Origin of the sequence: Brachybacterium aquaticum (assembly GCF_014204755.1) — a bacterium.
GTDB classification, from domain to species: domain Bacteria; phylum Actinomycetota; class Actinomycetes; order Actinomycetales; family Dermabacteraceae; genus Brachybacterium; species Brachybacterium aquaticum.
The window spans coordinates 776,678-793,356 of the sequence record NZ_JACHLZ010000001.1 but is presented as its reverse complement, the minus strand read 5'-3'; the positions used below and the strand labels follow the sequence as shown (position 1 = coordinate 793,356).

General features: G+C 71.8%; 14 protein-coding genes. 4 read left to right on the top strand and 10 right to left on the bottom strand.

Annotated elements, in window-relative coordinates; genetic code table 11:
• Window positions 1–38: 38 nt before the first annotated feature.
• From HNR70_RS03505 to HNR70_RS03480, 6 genes are all read right to left on the bottom strand, one after another.
• Window positions 39–1,376, bottom strand: a complete 1,338-nt coding sequence (locus tag HNR70_RS03505) for an ABC transporter permease (RefSeq protein WP_184324430.1) — start codon at window positions 1,374–1,376, stop codon at window positions 39–41.
• The gene (locus tag HNR70_RS03500; protein ID WP_184324429.1) at window positions 1,373–3,025 is read right to left on the bottom strand and encodes an ABC transporter permease; all 1,653 of its coding nucleotides are present in this window, start codon (window positions 3,023–3,025) and stop codon (window positions 1,373–1,375) included. Before HNR70_RS03500 ends, HNR70_RS03505 begins: the two co-directional genes overlap by 4 nt.
• A complete protein-coding gene (locus HNR70_RS03495; protein ID WP_184324428.1) occupies window positions 3,022–4,593 on the bottom strand; it encodes an ABC transporter ATP-binding protein in 1,572 nt (523 codons plus the stop codon). The genes HNR70_RS03500 and HNR70_RS03495 overlap by 4 nt, the downstream gene beginning before the upstream one ends.
• Before the next feature lie 108 nt (window positions 4,594–4,701).
• Window positions 4,702–5,817, bottom strand: a complete 1,116-nt coding sequence (locus HNR70_RS03490) for a BMP family lipoprotein (protein WP_184324427.1) — start codon at window positions 5,815–5,817, stop codon at window positions 4,702–4,704.
• 248 nt (window positions 5,818–6,065) lie between these two features.
• Window positions 6,066–7,298, bottom strand: coding sequence for a M20 family metallopeptidase (locus HNR70_RS03485; protein WP_184324426.1), 1,233 nt, complete (start codon window positions 7,296–7,298; stop codon window positions 6,066–6,068).
• Window positions 7,299–7,373: 75 nt separating this feature from the next.
• Complete coding sequence (locus HNR70_RS03480) at window positions 7,374–8,642, bottom strand: mannose-1-phosphate guanylyltransferase (RefSeq protein WP_184324425.1); 1,269 nt, start codon at window positions 8,640–8,642, stop codon at window positions 7,374–7,376.
• A 266-nt stretch (window positions 8,643–8,908) separates the two neighbouring features.
• On the opposite strand from HNR70_RS03480, the gene sdhC reads away from it, so the two are divergent.
• From sdhC to HNR70_RS03460, 4 genes are all read left to right on the top strand, one after another.
• On the top strand, window positions 8,909–9,286 hold the full coding sequence (gene sdhC / locus HNR70_RS03475) for a succinate dehydrogenase, cytochrome b556 subunit (protein WP_184324424.1): 378 nt from the start codon (window positions 8,909–8,911) through the stop codon (window positions 9,284–9,286).
• A gap of 5 nt (window positions 9,287–9,291) precedes the next feature.
• The gene (locus HNR70_RS03470) at window positions 9,292–9,747 is read left to right on the top strand and encodes a succinate dehydrogenase hydrophobic membrane anchor subunit (protein ID WP_184324423.1); all 456 of its coding nucleotides are present in this window, start codon (window positions 9,292–9,294) and stop codon (window positions 9,745–9,747) included.
• 77 nt (window positions 9,748–9,824) lie between these two features.
• Window positions 9,825–11,600, top strand: coding sequence for a succinate dehydrogenase flavoprotein subunit (gene sdhA / locus HNR70_RS03465; protein ID WP_184324422.1), 1,776 nt, complete (start codon window positions 9,825–9,827; stop codon window positions 11,598–11,600).
• Window positions 11,600–12,361, top strand: coding sequence for a succinate dehydrogenase iron-sulfur subunit (locus HNR70_RS03460; RefSeq protein WP_184324421.1), 762 nt, complete (start codon window positions 11,600–11,602; stop codon window positions 12,359–12,361). Before sdhA ends, HNR70_RS03460 begins: the two co-directional genes overlap by 1 nt.
• 109 nt (window positions 12,362–12,470) lie before the next feature.
• Here the strand turns inward: HNR70_RS03460 and HNR70_RS03455 are convergent, their stop codons facing one another.
• From HNR70_RS03455 to glyA, 4 genes are all read right to left on the bottom strand, one after another.
• Window positions 12,471–13,229 carry an alpha/beta fold hydrolase gene (locus HNR70_RS03455; RefSeq protein WP_246375139.1) on the bottom strand — a complete coding sequence of 253 codons (759 nt, stop codon included), beginning with the start codon at window positions 13,227–13,229 and terminating at the stop codon, window positions 12,471–12,473.
• Between the two features lie 171 nt (window positions 13,230–13,400).
• The gene (locus HNR70_RS03450; RefSeq protein WP_184324420.1) at window positions 13,401–14,222 is read right to left on the bottom strand and encodes an exodeoxyribonuclease III; all 822 of its coding nucleotides are present in this window, start codon (window positions 14,220–14,222) and stop codon (window positions 13,401–13,403) included.
• A 129-nt stretch (window positions 14,223–14,351) separates the two neighbouring features.
• Entirely contained in the window at window positions 14,352–15,245 is an 894-nt protein-coding gene (locus HNR70_RS03445; protein ID WP_184324419.1) for a bifunctional methylenetetrahydrofolate dehydrogenase/methenyltetrahydrofolate cyclohydrolase, read from the bottom strand.
• Window positions 15,246–15,370: 125 nt separating this feature from the next.
• Complete coding sequence (gene glyA, locus HNR70_RS03440; RefSeq protein WP_312857551.1) at window positions 15,371–16,639, bottom strand: serine hydroxymethyltransferase; 1,269 nt, start codon at window positions 16,637–16,639, stop codon at window positions 15,371–15,373.
• Between the last annotated feature and the right edge of the window lie 40 nt (window positions 16,640–16,679).

Sequence of the window (16,679 nt, the reverse complement as noted above, 5' to 3'; positions counted from 1 at the left end):
GCGGCGCGCGGTGTGCCGCCGACGGGGGCGGCGGGAGGTCACTGCTTCTTGTACGGCTCGCCGTCGGCGGCGGGGACGCGCACGCGTCCCACCACTCCCGCGACCGCGAACAGCGCGACCACGTACGGGAGCATGAGCAGGAAGTCGCCGGGGATGGAGACCCCGTCGGCCGCGGCGGACATCGTGCCGAGCCGCAGCTGCAGGGAGTCGGCGAAGGCGAAGGTGAGCGCCGCCAGCAGCGCCCCGACGGGGTGGTAGCGGCCCAGGATCATCGCGGCGAGCGCGATGTAGCCCTTGCCGGCGCTCATCTCCTCGCCGAAGGCGACGCCCGTGCCGATGGTGAGGGTCGCCCCGCCGAGCCCGGCGACGGCCGCGCCGAGCAGCACGTTGGTCCAGCGGGTGCGGTTCACAGCGATGCCGACGGTGTCCGCGGCGCGGGGATGCTCGCCGACGGCGCGGACGCGCAGTCCCCAGCGGGTGCGGAACAGGGCCACGGTGAGCACCGCGACGATGATCCACATGAGATAGACCAGCACGTTCTGCTCGAACAGCATCCGGCCGATCACGGGGATGTCCGCCAGCAACGGGATGCGCAGGGTGGGCAGGCGCAGCGGGGCGTTGAACTGCCCGGGGTTCTGGCGCATCACGGTGCCGAAGAAGAACGAGGTCAGGCCGATCGCGAAGACGTTCAGCACCACGCCGACGATGATCTGCTGGACGTGGTAGCCGACCGCGAACAGCGCCAGCAGCGCACCCATCAGCAGCGCCACGAGCGGCGCCGCGATCAGGCCCAGCCACACGTTCCCGGTGAGGGAGCCGACCAGCGTCGCACCGAAGGCGCCGAAGAGCAGCTGGCCCTCGATGGCGATGTTGATGACGCCGGCCCGCTCGGAGAGCACACCCGAGAGGGCGCCGAAGGCGAGCGGCACGGCGAGCACGATCGTGCCCTGGAGCAGGGTGGTCACGTCCAGGGCGCGCTGGGAGATCACCCAGGTCATGAACGCGATGATCCACGCCACGGCGAACACGGCGATCAGCGCGATCCTCGCCCTGCGGGAGGGGCGGGCGCTGCGGGCCTGGAGGACCCAGAGCCCGGCCGAGGCGAGCAGGGCGATGACCGCGAGCGCGATCGCGCCGCCCATGGAGGGCAGCTCCACGCGCTCGGGCACGATGCCCAGCGGGTTCAGGTCCGTCTCGCGGGCCAGGACGAACGCGGAGGTCGCGTCCGGGATGCCGCGCAGCCCGAAGAAGACCAGCGCGATGAGGCCGAGGACGGTGGTGGTGATCGGCAGGTGCCACCAGTTGCCGGGGCGGGAGTCGTCCAGCTTCCGCTCGATGATCGAGTCGTCGGTGACGACCGCGGGGGCGGTGCTCATCGCGGGTCCTCCAGTCCGTCGGTCTGTCCGTCGATCCTGCCGTCGGCATCCTCATCCGCGGGGTCCGCCGAGGGTGAGCGGTGGGTGTTCGCTCCGTCCGACGAGGTCGGCGGGGCCGCGCCGGGCGGTCCGCCCGGCACGTCGTCGGGGCTCGGGTCCCCGCGGTGGGACGCGTCGGACGACCCCGCCGGGGTGCCGACGGTCGCGGACGACCCGGCCGACAGGGCCTCGGAAGCGGCAGCGGCCTGCGCCCCGCGGGCGGCCGAGGAGTCCTCGGCGGCGCGGGTCGCGACGGCCCCGGCCTGGACCTTCTTGGCGCGGCGCACGCGCGCCCCGGCACCGGGGTTGTCGATGCGGCGCAGGCCGATCAGGGTGCGCACCAGCGGCGGCGCCGCGATGAACAGCACCACGAGCACCTGGATGACCTGCACGAGGTCCAGCGGGACGCCCTGGTTGGTCTCCATGAAGCGACCGCCGGTGGACAGGGCCGCGAACAGGAGACCGGCCAGGACGATGCCGACGGGTCCGGAGCGGCCGAGCAGTGCGACGGTGATCGCGTCGAAGCCGATGTTGCCGGCGACGCCCTCGGTGAGGCGCCGCTCGGTGCCCAGCACGTGGACGGCGCCGGCGAGGCCCACCAGCGCGCCCGCGACGGCGAGGACCAGGAAGGCGGTGCGGGCCGGGGAGATGCCGGCGACCTGGGCGGCGCGCGGGTTCGAGCCCACGGCGCGGAAGTGGAAGCCGATCGTGGAGCGGCTCATCAGCCACCACAGCAGCACTGCGGCGCCCGCCGCGATGAACAGGCCCGCGTGGAGACGGAATCCGTCGCCGAGCAGCAGGGGAAGCTGGGCGTTGGGGCGGACGGACGGGGAGGTGGGCTGGGACTGGTTCGCGCCGGTGAACGCGGCGGTCTTCAGGGCGAAGAACAGCAGGTAGGTGGCGATCCAGTTCAGCATGATCGTGCTGATGACCTCGTTGGCGCCGAAGCGGGCCTTGAGGAAGCCGGCGATGCCGCCCCACAGCGCACCGGCGAGGATTCCGGCGAGCAGGGAGAGCAGCAGGTGCAGCACGATCGGCAGCTCGAAGGTGAAGCCGATGTACCCGGCCGCCATCGCGCCGACGATCAGCTGGCCGGTGCCGCCGATGTTGAACAGGCCCGCACGGAAGCTGACGGCCATGCCGGCCGCGGCGATGATCAGCGGGGTGGCGACGGTGAGGGTCTCGGTGAGGGGGCGCAGACCCGCGGCGAGCGCCGGGAAGAGCACGTAGGTGCCGGTCCCGCCGGCCTCGCGCACCGTCTCGGCGGCGCGCGAGAAGCCGGTGCCGTCGAAGACCGCGCCGCGGAACATCGCACCGTAGGCGTGGGTGACGGACTGCCAGATGGCGGTCAGCGCGTCGGTGGGGCGGGCGAAGAAGTAGCCGAGGGTCTCGCGGACCTCCGCGTCGGCGACCACGATGAGGATCGAGCCGATGAGGAAGGCGAAGACGAAGGCCATGATGACCACCAGCAGGTCGCTGCGCGCGAAGCGCTGCAAGCTCCTGGCCAGGGCGGTCTCGGCCGTCTCCTCGGGCGGGGGCGTGGCGTCGGCGCTGCCGGCGCCGACACCGGGCGCGGCGCCTCCGGCCGCCGAGTCCACGGGGGAAGTCATGCGATGTCTCCTTCGTCGGCGAGCTGGGAGTCGGTGGTTCGGTCGCCGGCGGCGACGGCCTCGCGGGCGGCCTCGGCGGTGTACCCGGCCATCATCAGGCCGAGCACGTCGCGGTCCTCGTCCCCGGGGACGATGCCGAGGATCTTTCCGCGGTACATCACGGCGATCCGGTCGGCGAGCTGGGTGACCTCGTCGAGCTCGGTGGACACGATCACGACGGGCGTGCCCTTGTCGCGCTCGTCGAGGATGCGGCGGTGGAGGAACTCGATCGAGCCCACGTCCACGCCGCGGGTGGGCTGGGAGGCGATCAAGAGCGCGAGCTCGCGGTTCAGGGCGCGGGCCATGACGATCTTCTGCTGGTTGCCGCCGGAGAGAGTGGACGCGGCGGACGCGGACGAGCCGGTGCGGATGTCGAACTCGGGGATGAGCCGCTCGGCATTCTCCTTCACGGCCTTCAGCGAGATCGCGACCGAGCTGCCGAAGGGCGGGCGGTCGTGCTGGTCGAGCACGAGGTTCTCGGCGACGGAGAAGTCGGCGACCAGCGCGTCGTGGGTGCGGTCCTCGGGGACGAAGCCCACGCCCGCGTCGAGGATGCTCTTCGTGGAGCGGCCCACGAGCTCGGTGCCCTCGAGCTTCGCGGAGCCGTGGACGGTGTCCTGAAGGCCCAGCAGCGCCTCGGTGAGCTCGGTCTGGCCGTTGCCCTGCACGCCGGCGATGGCGAGGACCTCGCCGTGGCGCACGTCGAAGGTGACCCCGTCCAGGGTGCGGGTGCCGGCCTCATCGGTGACGCGCAGGTCCTCGACCGCGAGCGCGACCTCGCCCGGGGTGGCGGGGGCCTTGTCCTGGGCGAGGGAGACCTGGCGGCCTACCATGAGGGAGGCGAGCTCGGCCTGGTCGGCCGACGGGTCGGCCTCGCCGACCACCTTGCCGCGGCGGATGACGGTGATGCGGTCGGAGACCGCCTTGACCTCGCGCAGCTTGTGGGTGATGAACACGATGGAGGTGCCCTCGTCGCGCAGCTGGCGCATGATCTCCATGAGCTCGTCGGTCTCGTGCGGGGTGAGCACGGCGGTGGGCTCGTCCAGCACGAGGATCTCGGCGCGGCGGCTGAGGGCCTTGATGATCTCGACCCGCTGCTGCGCGCCGACGGGGAGGTCCTCGACCAGGGCATCGGGGTCGAGGTCGAAGCCGAAGCGGGCGGAGATGTCGCGCACGAGCTTCCGCGCGACGCCGAGGTCGAGCAGGCCGCCCTTGGTCCACTCGTTGCCCAGCACCATGTTCTCGGCGACGGTGAACACAGGCACGAGCATGAAGTGCTGGTGGACCATGCCGATCCCGGCGGCCATCGCGTCCCCGGGGTCGGAGAAGGAGACCGGCCGGTCGTCCAGCAGGATCTGGCCGCCGTCGGGCCGGTACAGCCCGTACAGCACGTTCATCAGGGTCGACTTGCCGGCGCCGTTCTCACCGAGCAGGGAGTGGATCTCCCCCGGCTGGACGACGAGGTCGATGGCGTCGTTGGCCACGAAGGTCCCGAAAGTCTTCGTGATCCCGCGCAGTTCGAGCTTCACAGCACTCGCTTCCGTCGGCACGCACCGAGCAGTTCGGCGGTGCGGGGTGGGGACATGGGACGCGGTCCCCGCCCGGGCGGGCGGGGACCGCGGTCATGCATTCGGCTCTCAGGCGCCCGCGGGCGAGGCCTCGGACTCGACGACGACCTTGCCGTCGATGATGTCCTGCTTGAGGGTCTCGAGCTCCTGGGCGAGCTCAGCGGGGACATCATCCTCGAAATCGTGGAACGGCGCCAGGCCGACGCCGCCGTTCTCGAGGGTGCCGACGTACGGGGTGGCGTCGAACTCGCCACCGGCAGCGCCGGTGATGACGTCCTCGACCGCGACGGTCATCTCCTTCATGACGGAGGTGAGGATCGTGGCCTGCGCCTCGGCATCGGAGGAGTTTGTCTCGTAGCCGTCCGCGTCGACCCAGATCACCTTGCGGCCCTCGCCCTCCTTGGCGGAGGCGAGGGTGCCGGCGCCCACGGGGCCGGCGACGGGCATGACGATGTCGGCGCCGGCGTTGTAGAACTCGTCGGTGACGGCCTTGCCCTTGGACTGGTCCTCGAAGGTGCCCACGATGGAGCCCTGCTGGGTGTCCTTGTTCCAGCCGAGCACCTCGACCTCGGTGCCGTGGGTCTCGTTGTAGTGCGCGACGCCGTCCGCGTAGCCGTCCATGAAGATGGTGACGGTGGGGATGTCCATGCCGCCGTAGGTGGCGACCTTGCCGGTCTCGGTCATGCCGGCGGCGAGGTAGCCGGCGAGGAACGCGGCCTGGGCGGTGTCGAACTCGAGGGGCTTGACGTTGTCGAGCTCGATCGGGTTGCCGTCGGCGTCCTGGGCGGTCGAGTCGACGATCGCGAAGTCGGTGCCCTCGTTGGCCTGCGCGGCGGTGCCGGTGGCCGGGGCGAGGAGGAAGCCGACCGTGATGATCAGGTCGCAGCCCTCGGTGACCATGTTGTTGATGTTCGGGGCGAAGTCGGAGTCGGTGGTGGACTCGGCGGTCTGCTGCTGGATGCCGAGGTTCTTCTCGGCGTTCAGGAGGCCGTTGTAGCTGGACTCGTTGAAGGACTTGTCGTCCCAGCCGCCGGAGTCCGAGACCATGCAGGCCTTGTAGTCGCTCGAGGCGCCGCCCGCGTCGCTGCCGCCGGAGCCGGCGGTCTCATCGGGGGCGGAGCCGCAGGCGGCGAGGGTCAGGGCGCCGGCGCCGGCGAGGGCGAGGGCACGCGTGATGCTCTTCATGGGTGGTTCCTCCGGTGGGGAAATGCGGGGCCTGTGCGCCCCAGGATCCGAGACGACGTCGCTGTCGTGGTGCGATCGGAGCGTAGCCCCGCGGAGACCCCGGAAGGCCCGGGTCGCGTGACCGTGCATGAACCGTTATGAAATCGACGCGGATGCGACGTCCCCGTGAACGGCGGGTGGCCGGACGAGGTCACGGGCGTCGCTCGGGGCCGTCGGTCGGGAGCGACGTCGGCCGACGGGCCCGCGCCTCAGAGGTCGCGCTGGACGCAGGCGGCGGCGAGCACGGAGGCGCCGATCCCGATCGCGCGCTCGTCGATCATGAGGTCGCCCATGTGGAGGTCGTAGGTGCGCCCGCCGGGGGTGCGTGTGCCGAGTCGGGCGAGCGCGCCGGGTACCTTCTCGAGGTACCAGGCGAAGTCCTCGCCGCCGAGGGACTGGGCGGTGGGGTCGAGGTTGTCGGCGCCGAGCACGCCGCGCACGGCGGCGGCGAGCACCTCGACGGTCTCGCGGGAGTTGGACACGGGCGGCACGCCGCGGTCGTGGGTGACGCGGGCCTCCACGCCCCAGGGGCGCACGAGGTCGGCGAGCACGGTCTCGAGCAGCTCCTCGGCCTGGTCCCAGGCGTCGTGGTCGAGGCAGCGCAGCGTGCCTTCGAGGGTGCCGGAGGACGGGATCGCGTTGAAGGTGGAGCCGGCGTGGATCGCGCCCCAGGTGAGGTTCACGCCGGAGCGGGGGTCCATGCGACGGGTCAGCGCGGCGGGCAGCTGGGTGGCGATCGAGCCGAGCGCGTAGACGAGGTCCTGGGTGAGGTGGGGGCGGGAGGTGTGCCCGCCCGCGCCGCGCACCTGGATCTTGACCGGGTCGGTGGCCGAGGTGATCGGCCCGGACTTCAGGCCCACGTGCCCCACGTCCACGCCCGGGTCGCAGTGCAGCGCCAGGATCGAGTCGACCCCGGCCAGGACGTCCTGGCCGATGAGCTCGAGCGCGCCGCAGGGGTGCATCTCCTCGGCGGGCTGGAAGACCAGGCGCACCCCGCGGCGCAGCGCGCCGGCGTCGGCGACGCGGACCAGGGCGGTGGCGGCGCCGAGCACGGCGCTCATGTGCACGTCGTGACCGCAGGCGTGGGAGACGCCGTCCACGGTGGAGCGGTAGGGGACGGTGCTGAGCTCGGGGATGCCGAGGGCGTCCATGTCCGCGCGCAGCGCCATGAGGTCCAGCGACTCGTCGGCACCGGGGATGTCGCAGATCAGCCCGGTGTGCGCCATGCGCTTCGGCGAGAGGCCGAGCGCAATGAGCTGCTCGGCGATGAAGTCGGTGGTGGCGTGCTCCTGATGGGACAGCTCCGGGTGGCGATGGAGGTGTCGCCGCACGTCTCGGAGGTCCTCGCGGTGCTCGGCGACGGTGCGGGCGATGAGACCCTCGGGGCCGAGCATCGCCCGCTGCTGAGAGGTCTCCGGCAGCACCTGCTGCGACTGCTCCACGACGGTACTTCCTGTCCTTGCTGGTCCGGGCCCGGCTCCTGCGGGCGCTTGCGCCGCTCGCGGTGGGGGCCGGCGTCAGCGCAGTCGGCCCAGGCCCTTCTCGTCGAGGCGGCCGACGAGGGTCTGGAGCTCCTGCGCCCGGTCGTCGGCGAGCACCAGCAGCGCGTCCTCGGTGTCGACGATGCTGATGCCCTCGAGCCCGACCAGGGCGATATAGCGGTGCGTGGCACCGTACACCGTGGCCCGGGAGGAGAGCGCATCGATCGTGGCGCTTCCCACGACCCGGACGTCGGAGCCGTCGGCCCCGCCGCCCCCGGAGGGCTCGTCGGGCCCGTCGGCCGCCGCCTTGCTCGCCGCGCCCTCGCGCGCATCTCGCGCCCGCAGCTGACGGGCGAGCGCCGCGAAGTCCCCGACGTCGTCCCAGTCGAAGGCGGCGGGGACCATGGCGACCTTCCCCTGTGCGGCGAGCGGCTCGGCGAGGGCGTGGTCGATCGCGATCGCGGTGAGCTGCGGCCAGACGCGCTCGAGGGTCTCCTGCTCGGCGGGCGTGCCGTGGGCGGCGGCGATCTCCCGCGCCCCGGCGGCGAGTCCCGGGATCTGCGCGGCGAGCTCGTCCAGCAGCACCGAGGCGCGCACCACGAACATGCCGGCGTTCCAGCGCAGCCCCGCGGCGACGAAGCGCTCGGCGGTCTCGAGGTCGGGCTTCTCGACGAAGCGGACCACGGGCCGGGCGCCGACGTCGCGCAGCGCCTGCGCGGCGCGCTGCTCCGCGGTGCCCTCCTCCGCGGCCTCCTCACCCACGGCCTCCTCACCCGCCGCTTCGATGTACCCGAATCCGGTGGACGGCGAGGTGGGCTCGATCCCGAGGGTGACGAGATAGCCGAGCTCGGCGGCGTCGCGGGCGGCGGCGACGGCGCGGGCGAAGCCCTCCTGGTCCTCGATGAGGTGGTCGGCAGCGAAGGAGCCGATCACGGCGCGGGGCTCCTCCTTTTCCACGAGCGCCGCGGCGAGCGCGATCGCGGGCATGGAGTTGCGCGCCGAGGGCTCGGCGAGAACCCGGACGGGCAGGGCGCCTCCGTCGGCCGCGCTCGAGGCATCCCCGTCGGCAGCGCCGTCCCCGGCGCCGAGCTGCGCACGGACCTCGTCGGTGTGCGCGCGCCCGGTGACCACGATCGGCGCGCGGTCGGCGAGCGGGGCGAGGCGCGCGAGGGTGCGCTGGAGAAGCGAGGCGCCCTCCCCCGTGAGGTCGAGGAGGAACTTGGGCCGCGCCCGGCGTGAGAGAGGCCACAGTCGCGTGCCGGAGCCTCCGGCGGGAACCACGGGGACGAACGGATCCTTGGGCATGCGTCCAGGTTATCGGCGCTCAGGAGCCTCGCAGGGTCCGTTCCGCGAACCGCGCCGGGGTGCGCCGCCTCCGCTCCTGCCTGGTGCTACGCTGGCCACGCCCCTGTCGGGGGCGATGATGATGTCGCCGTGTCGCGAAACGGGCGCCCTCGGGCGGCCCCAGCGCCGCAACGGCCCCGGGACCTCGGTCCCGGCGGGTCCGCGCCGCGCGCCGCGGAGCACCGTCCCCGCTCCCGGCGCCATCCCGACGCTTCTGGAGGAACTCCGTGGCTTCCGCCCAATCCGGGACGCTCTATCGCGGACGCGAGGGCATGTGGTCCTGGGTCGCCCACCGCATCTCAGGAATGCTCATCTTCCTGTTCCTGCTCGTGCACGTGCTGGACACCGCCCTCGTGCGAGTCTCCCCCGAGGCGTACAACGAGGTGATCGGGCACTACAAGACCGTCGTGTTCGGCCTCGGCGAGCTCGGCCTCGTCGCCGCGATCATCTTCCACGCCCTCAACGGCCTGCGCATCATCCTGGTGGACTTCTGGTCCCAGGGCACCAAGCGCCAGCGCGGCCTGTTCTGGGGCGTCGTGATCCTGTGGGTCGTCCTGATGGCCGGCTTCGCCCCCCGCCACCTCATGCACATGTTCGGAGCGTGATCTCGATGCCTACCTCCGCGACCTCCATCCCCGATCCCACCTCGCGCTACCGCCGCACCGGCCAGCGCGGCATGAACACCGAGATGCTCTCGTGGCTGTTCATGCGCGCCTCCGGCGCGCTGCTGGTCATCCTCGTGTTCGGCCACCTCTTCGTGAACCTGTGGCTCGGCGAGGGCGTCAAGGGCATCGACTTCGCCTTCGTGGGCGGCAAGTGGGCCTCCCCCTTCTGGCAGGTCTGGGACCTGCTGATGCTGTGGCTGGGCCTGATCCACGGCGGCAACGGCGTGCGCACGATCATCAACGACTACGCCCGCGGCGACCGCACCCGCATGGTGCTGAAGGCCGTCCTGTACTTCGCGGTGGTCATCACGATCGTGCTGGGCACCCTGGTGATCTTCACCTTCGATCCGTGCCCCGTCGGCGCCGAGCCGAGCCTGCTGCCCTCCTTCTGCGAGGGCTGACGCCCCCCGGGGGCGGCCCGGCCGCCCCTCCCCCACTTCCCGAACACGGTCGACCCGGAACGGAGCAGTCCCCCGACATGCAGACCCATAACTACGACGTGGTGATCGTCGGCGCCGGTGGCGCCGGCATGCGCGCGGCCCTGGAGTCCTCCAAGCGCGCCCGCACCGCCGTCGTCACCAAGCTCTACCCCACGCGCTCCCACACCGGCGCGGCGCAGGGCGGCATGTGCGCCGCCCTGGCCAACGTCGAGGAGGACAACTGGGAGTGGCACACCTACGACACCGTCAAGGGCGGTGACTACCTGGTGGACCAGGACGCCGCCGAGGTGATGGCCAAGGAGGCCATCGACGCGGTGCTCGACCTGGAGAAGATGGGGCTGCCCTTCAACCGCACCCCTGAGGGCCGCATCGACCAGCGCCGCTTCGGCGGTCACACCCGCGAGCACGGCGAGGCGCCCGTCCGCCGCGCCTGCTACGCCGCGGACCGCACCGGCCACATGATCCTCCAGACCCTCTACCAGAACTGCGTGAAGCAGCAGGTGGAGTTCTTCAACGAGTACTACGTGCTCGACGTGCTCATGACCGGCGACCCCCGCTCCGACGAGGGCGTGCGCGCCTCCGGCGTGGTCACCTACGAGCTGGCCACCGGCGAGATCCACGTGTTCCGCGCGAAGTCGGTCGTGTTCGCCTCCGGCGGCTTCGGCAAGATCTTCAAGACCACCTCCAACGCGCACACCCTCACCGGCGACGGCCCGGCGATGGCGTTCCGCCGCGGCATCCCGCTGGAGGACATGGAGTTCTTCCAGTTCCATCCGACGGGCCTGGCGGGCCTGGGCATCCTCCTGTCGGAGGCGGCCCGCGGCGAGGGCGGCATCCTGCGCAATGCGGACATGGAGCGCTTCATGGAGCGCTACGCCCCCACCCTGAAGGACCTCGCCCCCCGTGACGTGGTCGCCCGTGCGATGGCCAACGAGGTGCGCGAGGGTCGCGGCGCCGGTCCGAACAAGGACTACGTCTACCTCGACCTCACCCACCTCGAGCCGGCGCACATCGACGCGAAGCTCCCGGACATCACCGAGTTCGCCCGCACCTACCTGGGTGTGGAGCCGTACACGGAGCCGGTGCCGGTGTTCCCCACCGCGCACTACGGCATGGGCGGCATCCCCACCAACATCCGCGGCGAGGTCCTCGCCAATGCGACCGACGTGATCCCGGGCCTGTACGCGGCCGGCGAGACCGCGTGCGTGTCCGTGCACGGCGGCAACCGCCTGGGCACCAACTCGCTGCTGGACATCAACGTGTTCGGCCGCCGCGCCGGCATCGCCGCCGCGGAGCACGCCGCCGAGGTCGACCTGCCGGAGCTGCCCGAGGGCGTCGAGGAGCCGACCGTGGAGCTGCTGCAGCGCCTGCGCGACCGTCCCGCCACCGAGGACCGCATCGCCAACATCCGTAGCGAGCTCCAGGAGCTCATGGACGCGAACGTCCAGGTGTTCCGCACGGAGGAGACCTGCCGCACGGCGCTCGCGGGCATCGCCGAGCTGAAGAAGCGCTATGAGACCGTCGCCATCCAGGACAAGGGCCAGCGCTACAACCTGGACCTCATGGAGGCGGTGGAGCTCGGCTTCCTCCTGGACCTCGCCGAGATCGTGGCGCTGGGCGCGCTGAACCGCAAGGAGTCCCGCGGCGGTCACTTCCGCGAGGACTACGACAAGCGCGATGACGTCAACTACCTCGAGCACACCATGGCCTACCGCACCCTGCCGGGTGAGTCGGGCCTCGAGGGCACCTCGATCCGCCTGGGCACCAAGCCCGTCGTGATCACCCGCTACGAGCCGAAGGAGCGCACGTTCTGATGACTGCCGTCGCCGAGAAGCCCCAGGCCGAGTCCGGTGCCGAGGAGGTCCCCTCGTTCCAGGTCACGCTGCGCATCGCGCGCTTCGACCCGGACACCGATGCGGGGGCCCGCTGGGAGGACTTCACCGTCACGATGCACGGCACCGACCGTGTGCTGGACGCCCTGCACGAGATCAAGTGGCACCTGGACGGGTCGCTGACCTTCCGCCGTTCCTGCGCCCACGGCGTGTGCGGCTCGGACGCGATGCGGATCAACGGCCGCAACCGTCTGGCCTGCAAGACGCTGCTGAAGGACCTCGACATCAACAAGCCGATCACCGTCGAGCCCATCAAGGGCCTGCCGGTCGAGAAGGACCTGATCGTCGACATGGAGCCGTTCTTCGACTCCTACAAGGAGGTCATGCCGTTCCTGGTGGCCTCCGGCCAGGAGCCCAGCCGCGAGCGCCTGCAGTCCGCCGAGCAGCGCGAGCGCTTCGACGACACCACCAAGTGCATCCTGTGCGCGGCGTGCACCTCGTCGTGCCCGGTGTTCTGGACCGACGGGCAGTACTTCGGCCCGGCCGCGATCGTGAACGCGCACCGCTTCATCTTCGACTCGCGCGACGACGCGGGCGAGCAGCGCCTGGAGATCCTGAACTCCAAGGAGGGCGTGTGGCGCTGCCGCACCACCTTCAACTGCTCCGAGGCATGCCCCCGCGGCATCCAGGTGACCAAGGCGATCGCCGAGGTCAAGCAGGCCGTGATCCGCGGCCGCGTCTGAGCCCGGTCGCCCACCGACCGAGAACGGGGTCCTTCCGCACTGCGGAGGGACCCCGTTCGTCGTGCGGGCCAGAGGGACGGACGGCGCCGCCCGGAGCCGTCCATGGCGGTCAGGACGCGCCCGTGAGCACCTCGCGCAGCCGGTCCGCGAAGGCGGCGGGGTCGTTCGGCTCGGCAGGGTTCCCGGTCATGAACCCGCCGTGGTCGCCGGGGAAGACCACCGGCTCCTGACCGAGCAGCGCGGCCAGCTCCCGGGTGGTGCGTCCCGTGAGCGCCTGGCCGGTCCGCTCCCCCACGCCGAGGACGATCCTCGCGGTCGATGCCCGCAGAGCCTCGACGTCCGGCTCGTAGCCGGTGACGGGTGCGCTCGCCCCGGACAGCAGCGGATCGTTCCGCGTGCCGTCGTCCTCGGTGGGCAGCCCGAACTGCGCCTGGTCCGGCAGGGGCTGGGCGGAGTACTCGTCGGTGAACTCGCCCTGCCACATCGACAGCCCGAGGAAGGCCGCGAGGCCCGCGCCCCAGCCCCGCTCCTGGTAGGCACGGCCGACGGCGGCGTTCGCCTGCTCCGCGGCCTCCGCATCGGGCAGCACGCCGAGGATCGGCGGCTCATGGGCGACCAGCGTGCGCACGTCACCGGAGTGCGCGGAGACCAGGGCGAGACCGGTGACCGCACCGCCGCTGCTGGCGAACACGTCCACCGGCCCGCCGATCTCGCCGATCAGGGCGTGGAGATCCTCCGCCTGGAGGCGCGGATCGTTCACGGCGCTGCCGTCGCTGCGGGTGCTCTGCCCGAGCCCGCGCGGGTCGTAGGTGACCACGGCGCGCTCCGGCAGCTCGACGACGAGCTCGTCGAAGCCCTCTGAGGTCATCGGCTGGCCGATGACCAGCAGGACGGGTTCACCGTCCGCCGGTGGCAGCGGGCCGTGGACGTGGAAGGCGATCTCGGCATCGGGCAGGGAGAGCGTGCGACGGTCGGCCGTGGTGGCTCCTGTGCTGGAAGGGATGCTGCGGAGGGGTGCAGGTCCTGCGGTCGACGGCGCTCAGCTGTAGGTGACCACCAGCGGTGCGTGATCGGACCAGCGGGTGTCGTAGCTGGGGGCACGATCGACCTGCGCGGAGGTGGCCCGCTCCCCCAGCTCCGGGTCGGTGAGCTGGTAGTCGATCCGCCAGCCGGAGTCGTTGTCGAAGGCCTTGCCGCGCTGGGACCACCAGGTGTACGGGCCGGGCACGTCCCCGGCGAGGCGGCGCTGGACGTCGATCCAGTCCCCCTCGACCAGCAGCCGGTCCAGGTATGCGCGCTCCTCGGGCAGGAAGCCGGCGGACTTCAGGTTGCCCTTCCAGTTCTTGATGTCGTTGTTGGCGTGGGCGATGTTGAGGTCGCCGGTGAGGACCACGTGGCGGCCGTCGGCGCGCAGCTGGGCCAGGCGCTCCATGGCGACGTCGAGGAACTCGTACTTGTCGGCCATCGTCTGCGGCTTCTCGGTGTTGCCCGAGTGCATGTAGCAGGAGATGACGGTGAGGAGCTTCCCGTCGCCGAGCGGGTCCTCGAGGTCCGCCTCGAGCCAGCGCCCGGTGTGGGTGGGCTCGGTGAGGCCGGGCAGGCCGCGGCGCACGCCCTCCAGGTCGATCGAGGCCAGCGAGGTGCGTGCGGCGATCGCGACACCGTTGCGGCCCTTGAGCTCGGAGGCCTCGCCGACGATCGTCCAGCCCTCCCCCACGAGCTCGGCGAGCAGCTCGTCGGGCGCCCGCACCTCCTGCAGGGTGATGACGTCGGCCGCGGTCTGCGCGAGCCAGTCGGTCATGCCCTTGCGGGCCGCGGCCCGCAGGCCGTTGACGTTGACGGTGGCGAGGGTGAAAGTCATGCCCACCAGTATGTCAGCGAGCCATGACAGGGGCCGACGGGCCAGTCTCCGGCCCCCGGGACGCATGACCGCCCGCCGGCGGTCCGAGTACCACGGGCGGGCGGTGCGGATGCCAGGATGGGCGTGCGCTCAGCCGTCGAGGACGGCAGCGCGCTCGGCGGCCTCGACGACGTTCTTCAGCAGCAGGGCACGGGTCATGGGGCCGACGCCGCCGGGGTTGGGGCTGATCCAGGAGGCGACCTCGCCGACGGTCGGGTCCACGTCACCGACCAGGGTGGCCTTGCCGCCGTCCGGGTCCTCCTGGCGGGAGACGCCCACGTCCAGCACGATCGCGCCGGGCTTGACGTCCTCCGGACGCACGAGATGGGCCACGCCCGCGGCGGCGACGATCACGTCGGCGCGGCGCAGGTGCGCGGGCAGGTCGGTGGTGCCGGTGTGGGTGAGGGTGACGGTCGCGTTGATGGCGCGGCGAGTCATGAGCGCGCCGATGGAGCGGCCGACGGTGACGCCGCGGCCGATGACGACCACGTCCTTGCCCTTGAGGTCCACGTCGTGGTGCTCGAGCAGCTCGATGACGGCGCGGGGGGTGCAGGGCAGCGGGGTGTGGATGGGCTTGTTGGCGTTCAGCACGAGCCGACCGAGGTTCATCGGGTGCAGGCCGTCGGCGTCCTTGGCGGGGTCGACGCGCTCGAGGATCGCGTCGGTGTCGATGTGCTTCGGCAGCGGGAGCTGGACGATGTAGCCGGTGCAGTCGGGGTCGGCGTTCAGCTCGTCGACGACCGCCTCCACGTCCTCCTGGGTCGCGTCGGCCGGGAGGTGCTTCTGGATGGACTGAAGGCCCACCTTCTCGCTGTCGCGGTGCTTGCCGCGCACGTAGGCGGCGCTGCCCGGGTCGTCGCCGACCAGCACGGTCGCGAGTCCGGGGCGGGGGTGGCCGGCGTCGACGAGGCGCTGGACGCGCTCGGTGAGATCGGCCTTGATGGCGGCGGCGGTGGCCTTGCCGTCGAGGATCTGTGCAGTCATGGCGCTGGGCTCCTGGGGGTCGGGCACGAGGTCGAGCACGGGGTCGTGCGGAGTGGCGGGGCCGCGCCGGTGCGGCCGCCCGGGACAGGGGCGGGGCCCGGCGTTCGCCGGGCCCCGCGGCCTGCTCAGTACTGCTGGAGGTCGGCGTACAGAGGCTTCTTCTCCGCGAGCGCCCGGGTGCGGGCGCGGAGGGACTCGATGTCCTCACCGCCGGTCAGCGCCTGCGCGATGACGTCGGCGACCTCGGTGAACTCCTCCGTGCCGAAGCCGCGGGTGGCCAGCGCCGGGGTGCCGATGCGCAGTCCGGAGGTGACCCGCGGCGGGCGGGGGTCGTTGGGGACGGCGTTGCGGTTCACGGTGATGCCGGCCTCGTGGAGGCGGTCCTCGGCCTGCTGGCCGTCGAGCTCGGAGTCGACGAGGTCCACGAGCACCAGATGCACGTCGGTGCCGCCGGAGATGACCTTGACGCCCGCGGCCTTCGTGTCCTCCTGCTGGAGGCGGTCGGCGATGATCTGCGCGCCCTCGAGGGTGCGCTTCTGGCGGTCCTTGAAGTCGTCCGAGGCGGCGATCTTCAGGGCGACGGCCTTCGCGGCGACCACGTGCATGAGCGGGCCGCCCTGCTGGCCCGGGAACACGGCGGAGTCGATCTTCTTGGCCCACTCCTCCTTGCACAGGATCATGCCGGAGCGGGGGCCGCCGATGGTCTTGTGGATGGTGGTGGAGACGACGTCCGCGTAGGGGACGGGGCTCGGGTGCAGGCCCGCGGCGACGAGGCCCGCGAAGTGGGCCATGTCCACCCACAGCGCCGCGCCGACCTCGTCGGCGATCGCGCGGAAGGCGGGGAAGTCGAGCTGGCGGGTGTAGGCGGACCAGCCGGCGACGATGACCTTCGGCTTCTCCGCCAGGGCCAGCTCGCGGACCTTGTCCATGTCGATCAGACCCGTGCCCGGCTCGGTCTCGTACGCGACGATGTCGTAGAGACGGCCGGAGAAGTTGATCTTCATGCCGTGGGTGAGGTGGCCGCCGTGGGCGAGCGAGAGGCCCATCAGCTTGTCGCCCGGGCGGGCGAGGGCGTGCATGACCGCGGCGTTGGCGGTGGCGCCCGAGTGGGGCTGCACATTGGCGTGGTCGGCGCCGAACAGGGCCTTGGCGCGGTCGATCGCGATCTGCTCGGCGACGTCCACCTCCTCGCAGCCGCCGTAGTAGCGCTTGCCGGGGTAGCCCTCGGCGTACTTGTTGGTGAGCACGGAGCCCTGGACCTGCATGACCGAGCGGGGCACGAAGTTCTCGGAGGCGATCATCTCGAGCGTGCCCTGCTGTCGGGCCAGCTCGCGGTCGAGCACCTGGGCGATCTCCGGGTCGAGATCGGCGACGGACTGGTCGAGGACGTTCACAGAGCCTCCTGCGGCGACGGGGCGGGACGGCGTTCTTGGC

Bases quoted from the DNA above. Each gene is read 5' to 3' on its own strand.
- HNR70_RS03505 (WP_184324430.1), bottom strand. From the start codon at position 1,376: ATGAGCACCGCCCCCGCGGTCGTCACCGACGACTCGATCATCGAGCGG.
- HNR70_RS03500 (WP_184324429.1), bottom strand. From the start codon at position 3,025: ATGACTTCCCCCGTGGACTCGGCGGCCGGAGGCGCCGCGCCCGGTGTC.
- HNR70_RS03490 (WP_184324427.1), bottom strand. From the start codon at position 5,817: ATGAAGAGCATCACGCGTGCCCTCGCCCTCGCCGGCGCCGGCGCCCTG.
- HNR70_RS03480 (WP_184324425.1), bottom strand. From the start codon at position 8,642: ATGCCCAAGGATCCGTTCGTCCCCGTGGTTCCCGCCGGAGGCTCCGGC.
- HNR70_RS03470 (WP_184324423.1), top strand. From the start codon at position 9,292: ATGCCTACCTCCGCGACCTCCATCCCCGATCCCACCTCGCGCTACCGC.
- sdhA (WP_184324422.1), top strand. From the start codon at position 9,825: ATGCAGACCCATAACTACGACGTGGTGATCGTCGGCGCCGGTGGCGCC.
- HNR70_RS03460 (WP_184324421.1), top strand. From the start codon at position 11,600: ATGACTGCCGTCGCCGAGAAGCCCCAGGCCGAGTCCGGTGCCGAGGAG.
- HNR70_RS03455 (WP_246375139.1), bottom strand. From the start codon at position 13,229: ATGACCTCAGAGGGCTTCGACGAGCTCGTCGTCGAGCTGCCGGAGCGC.
- HNR70_RS03450 (WP_184324420.1), bottom strand. From the start codon at position 14,222: ATGACTTTCACCCTCGCCACCGTCAACGTCAACGGCCTGCGGGCCGCG.
- HNR70_RS03445 (WP_184324419.1), bottom strand. From the start codon at position 15,245: ATGACTGCACAGATCCTCGACGGCAAGGCCACCGCCGCCGCCATCAAG.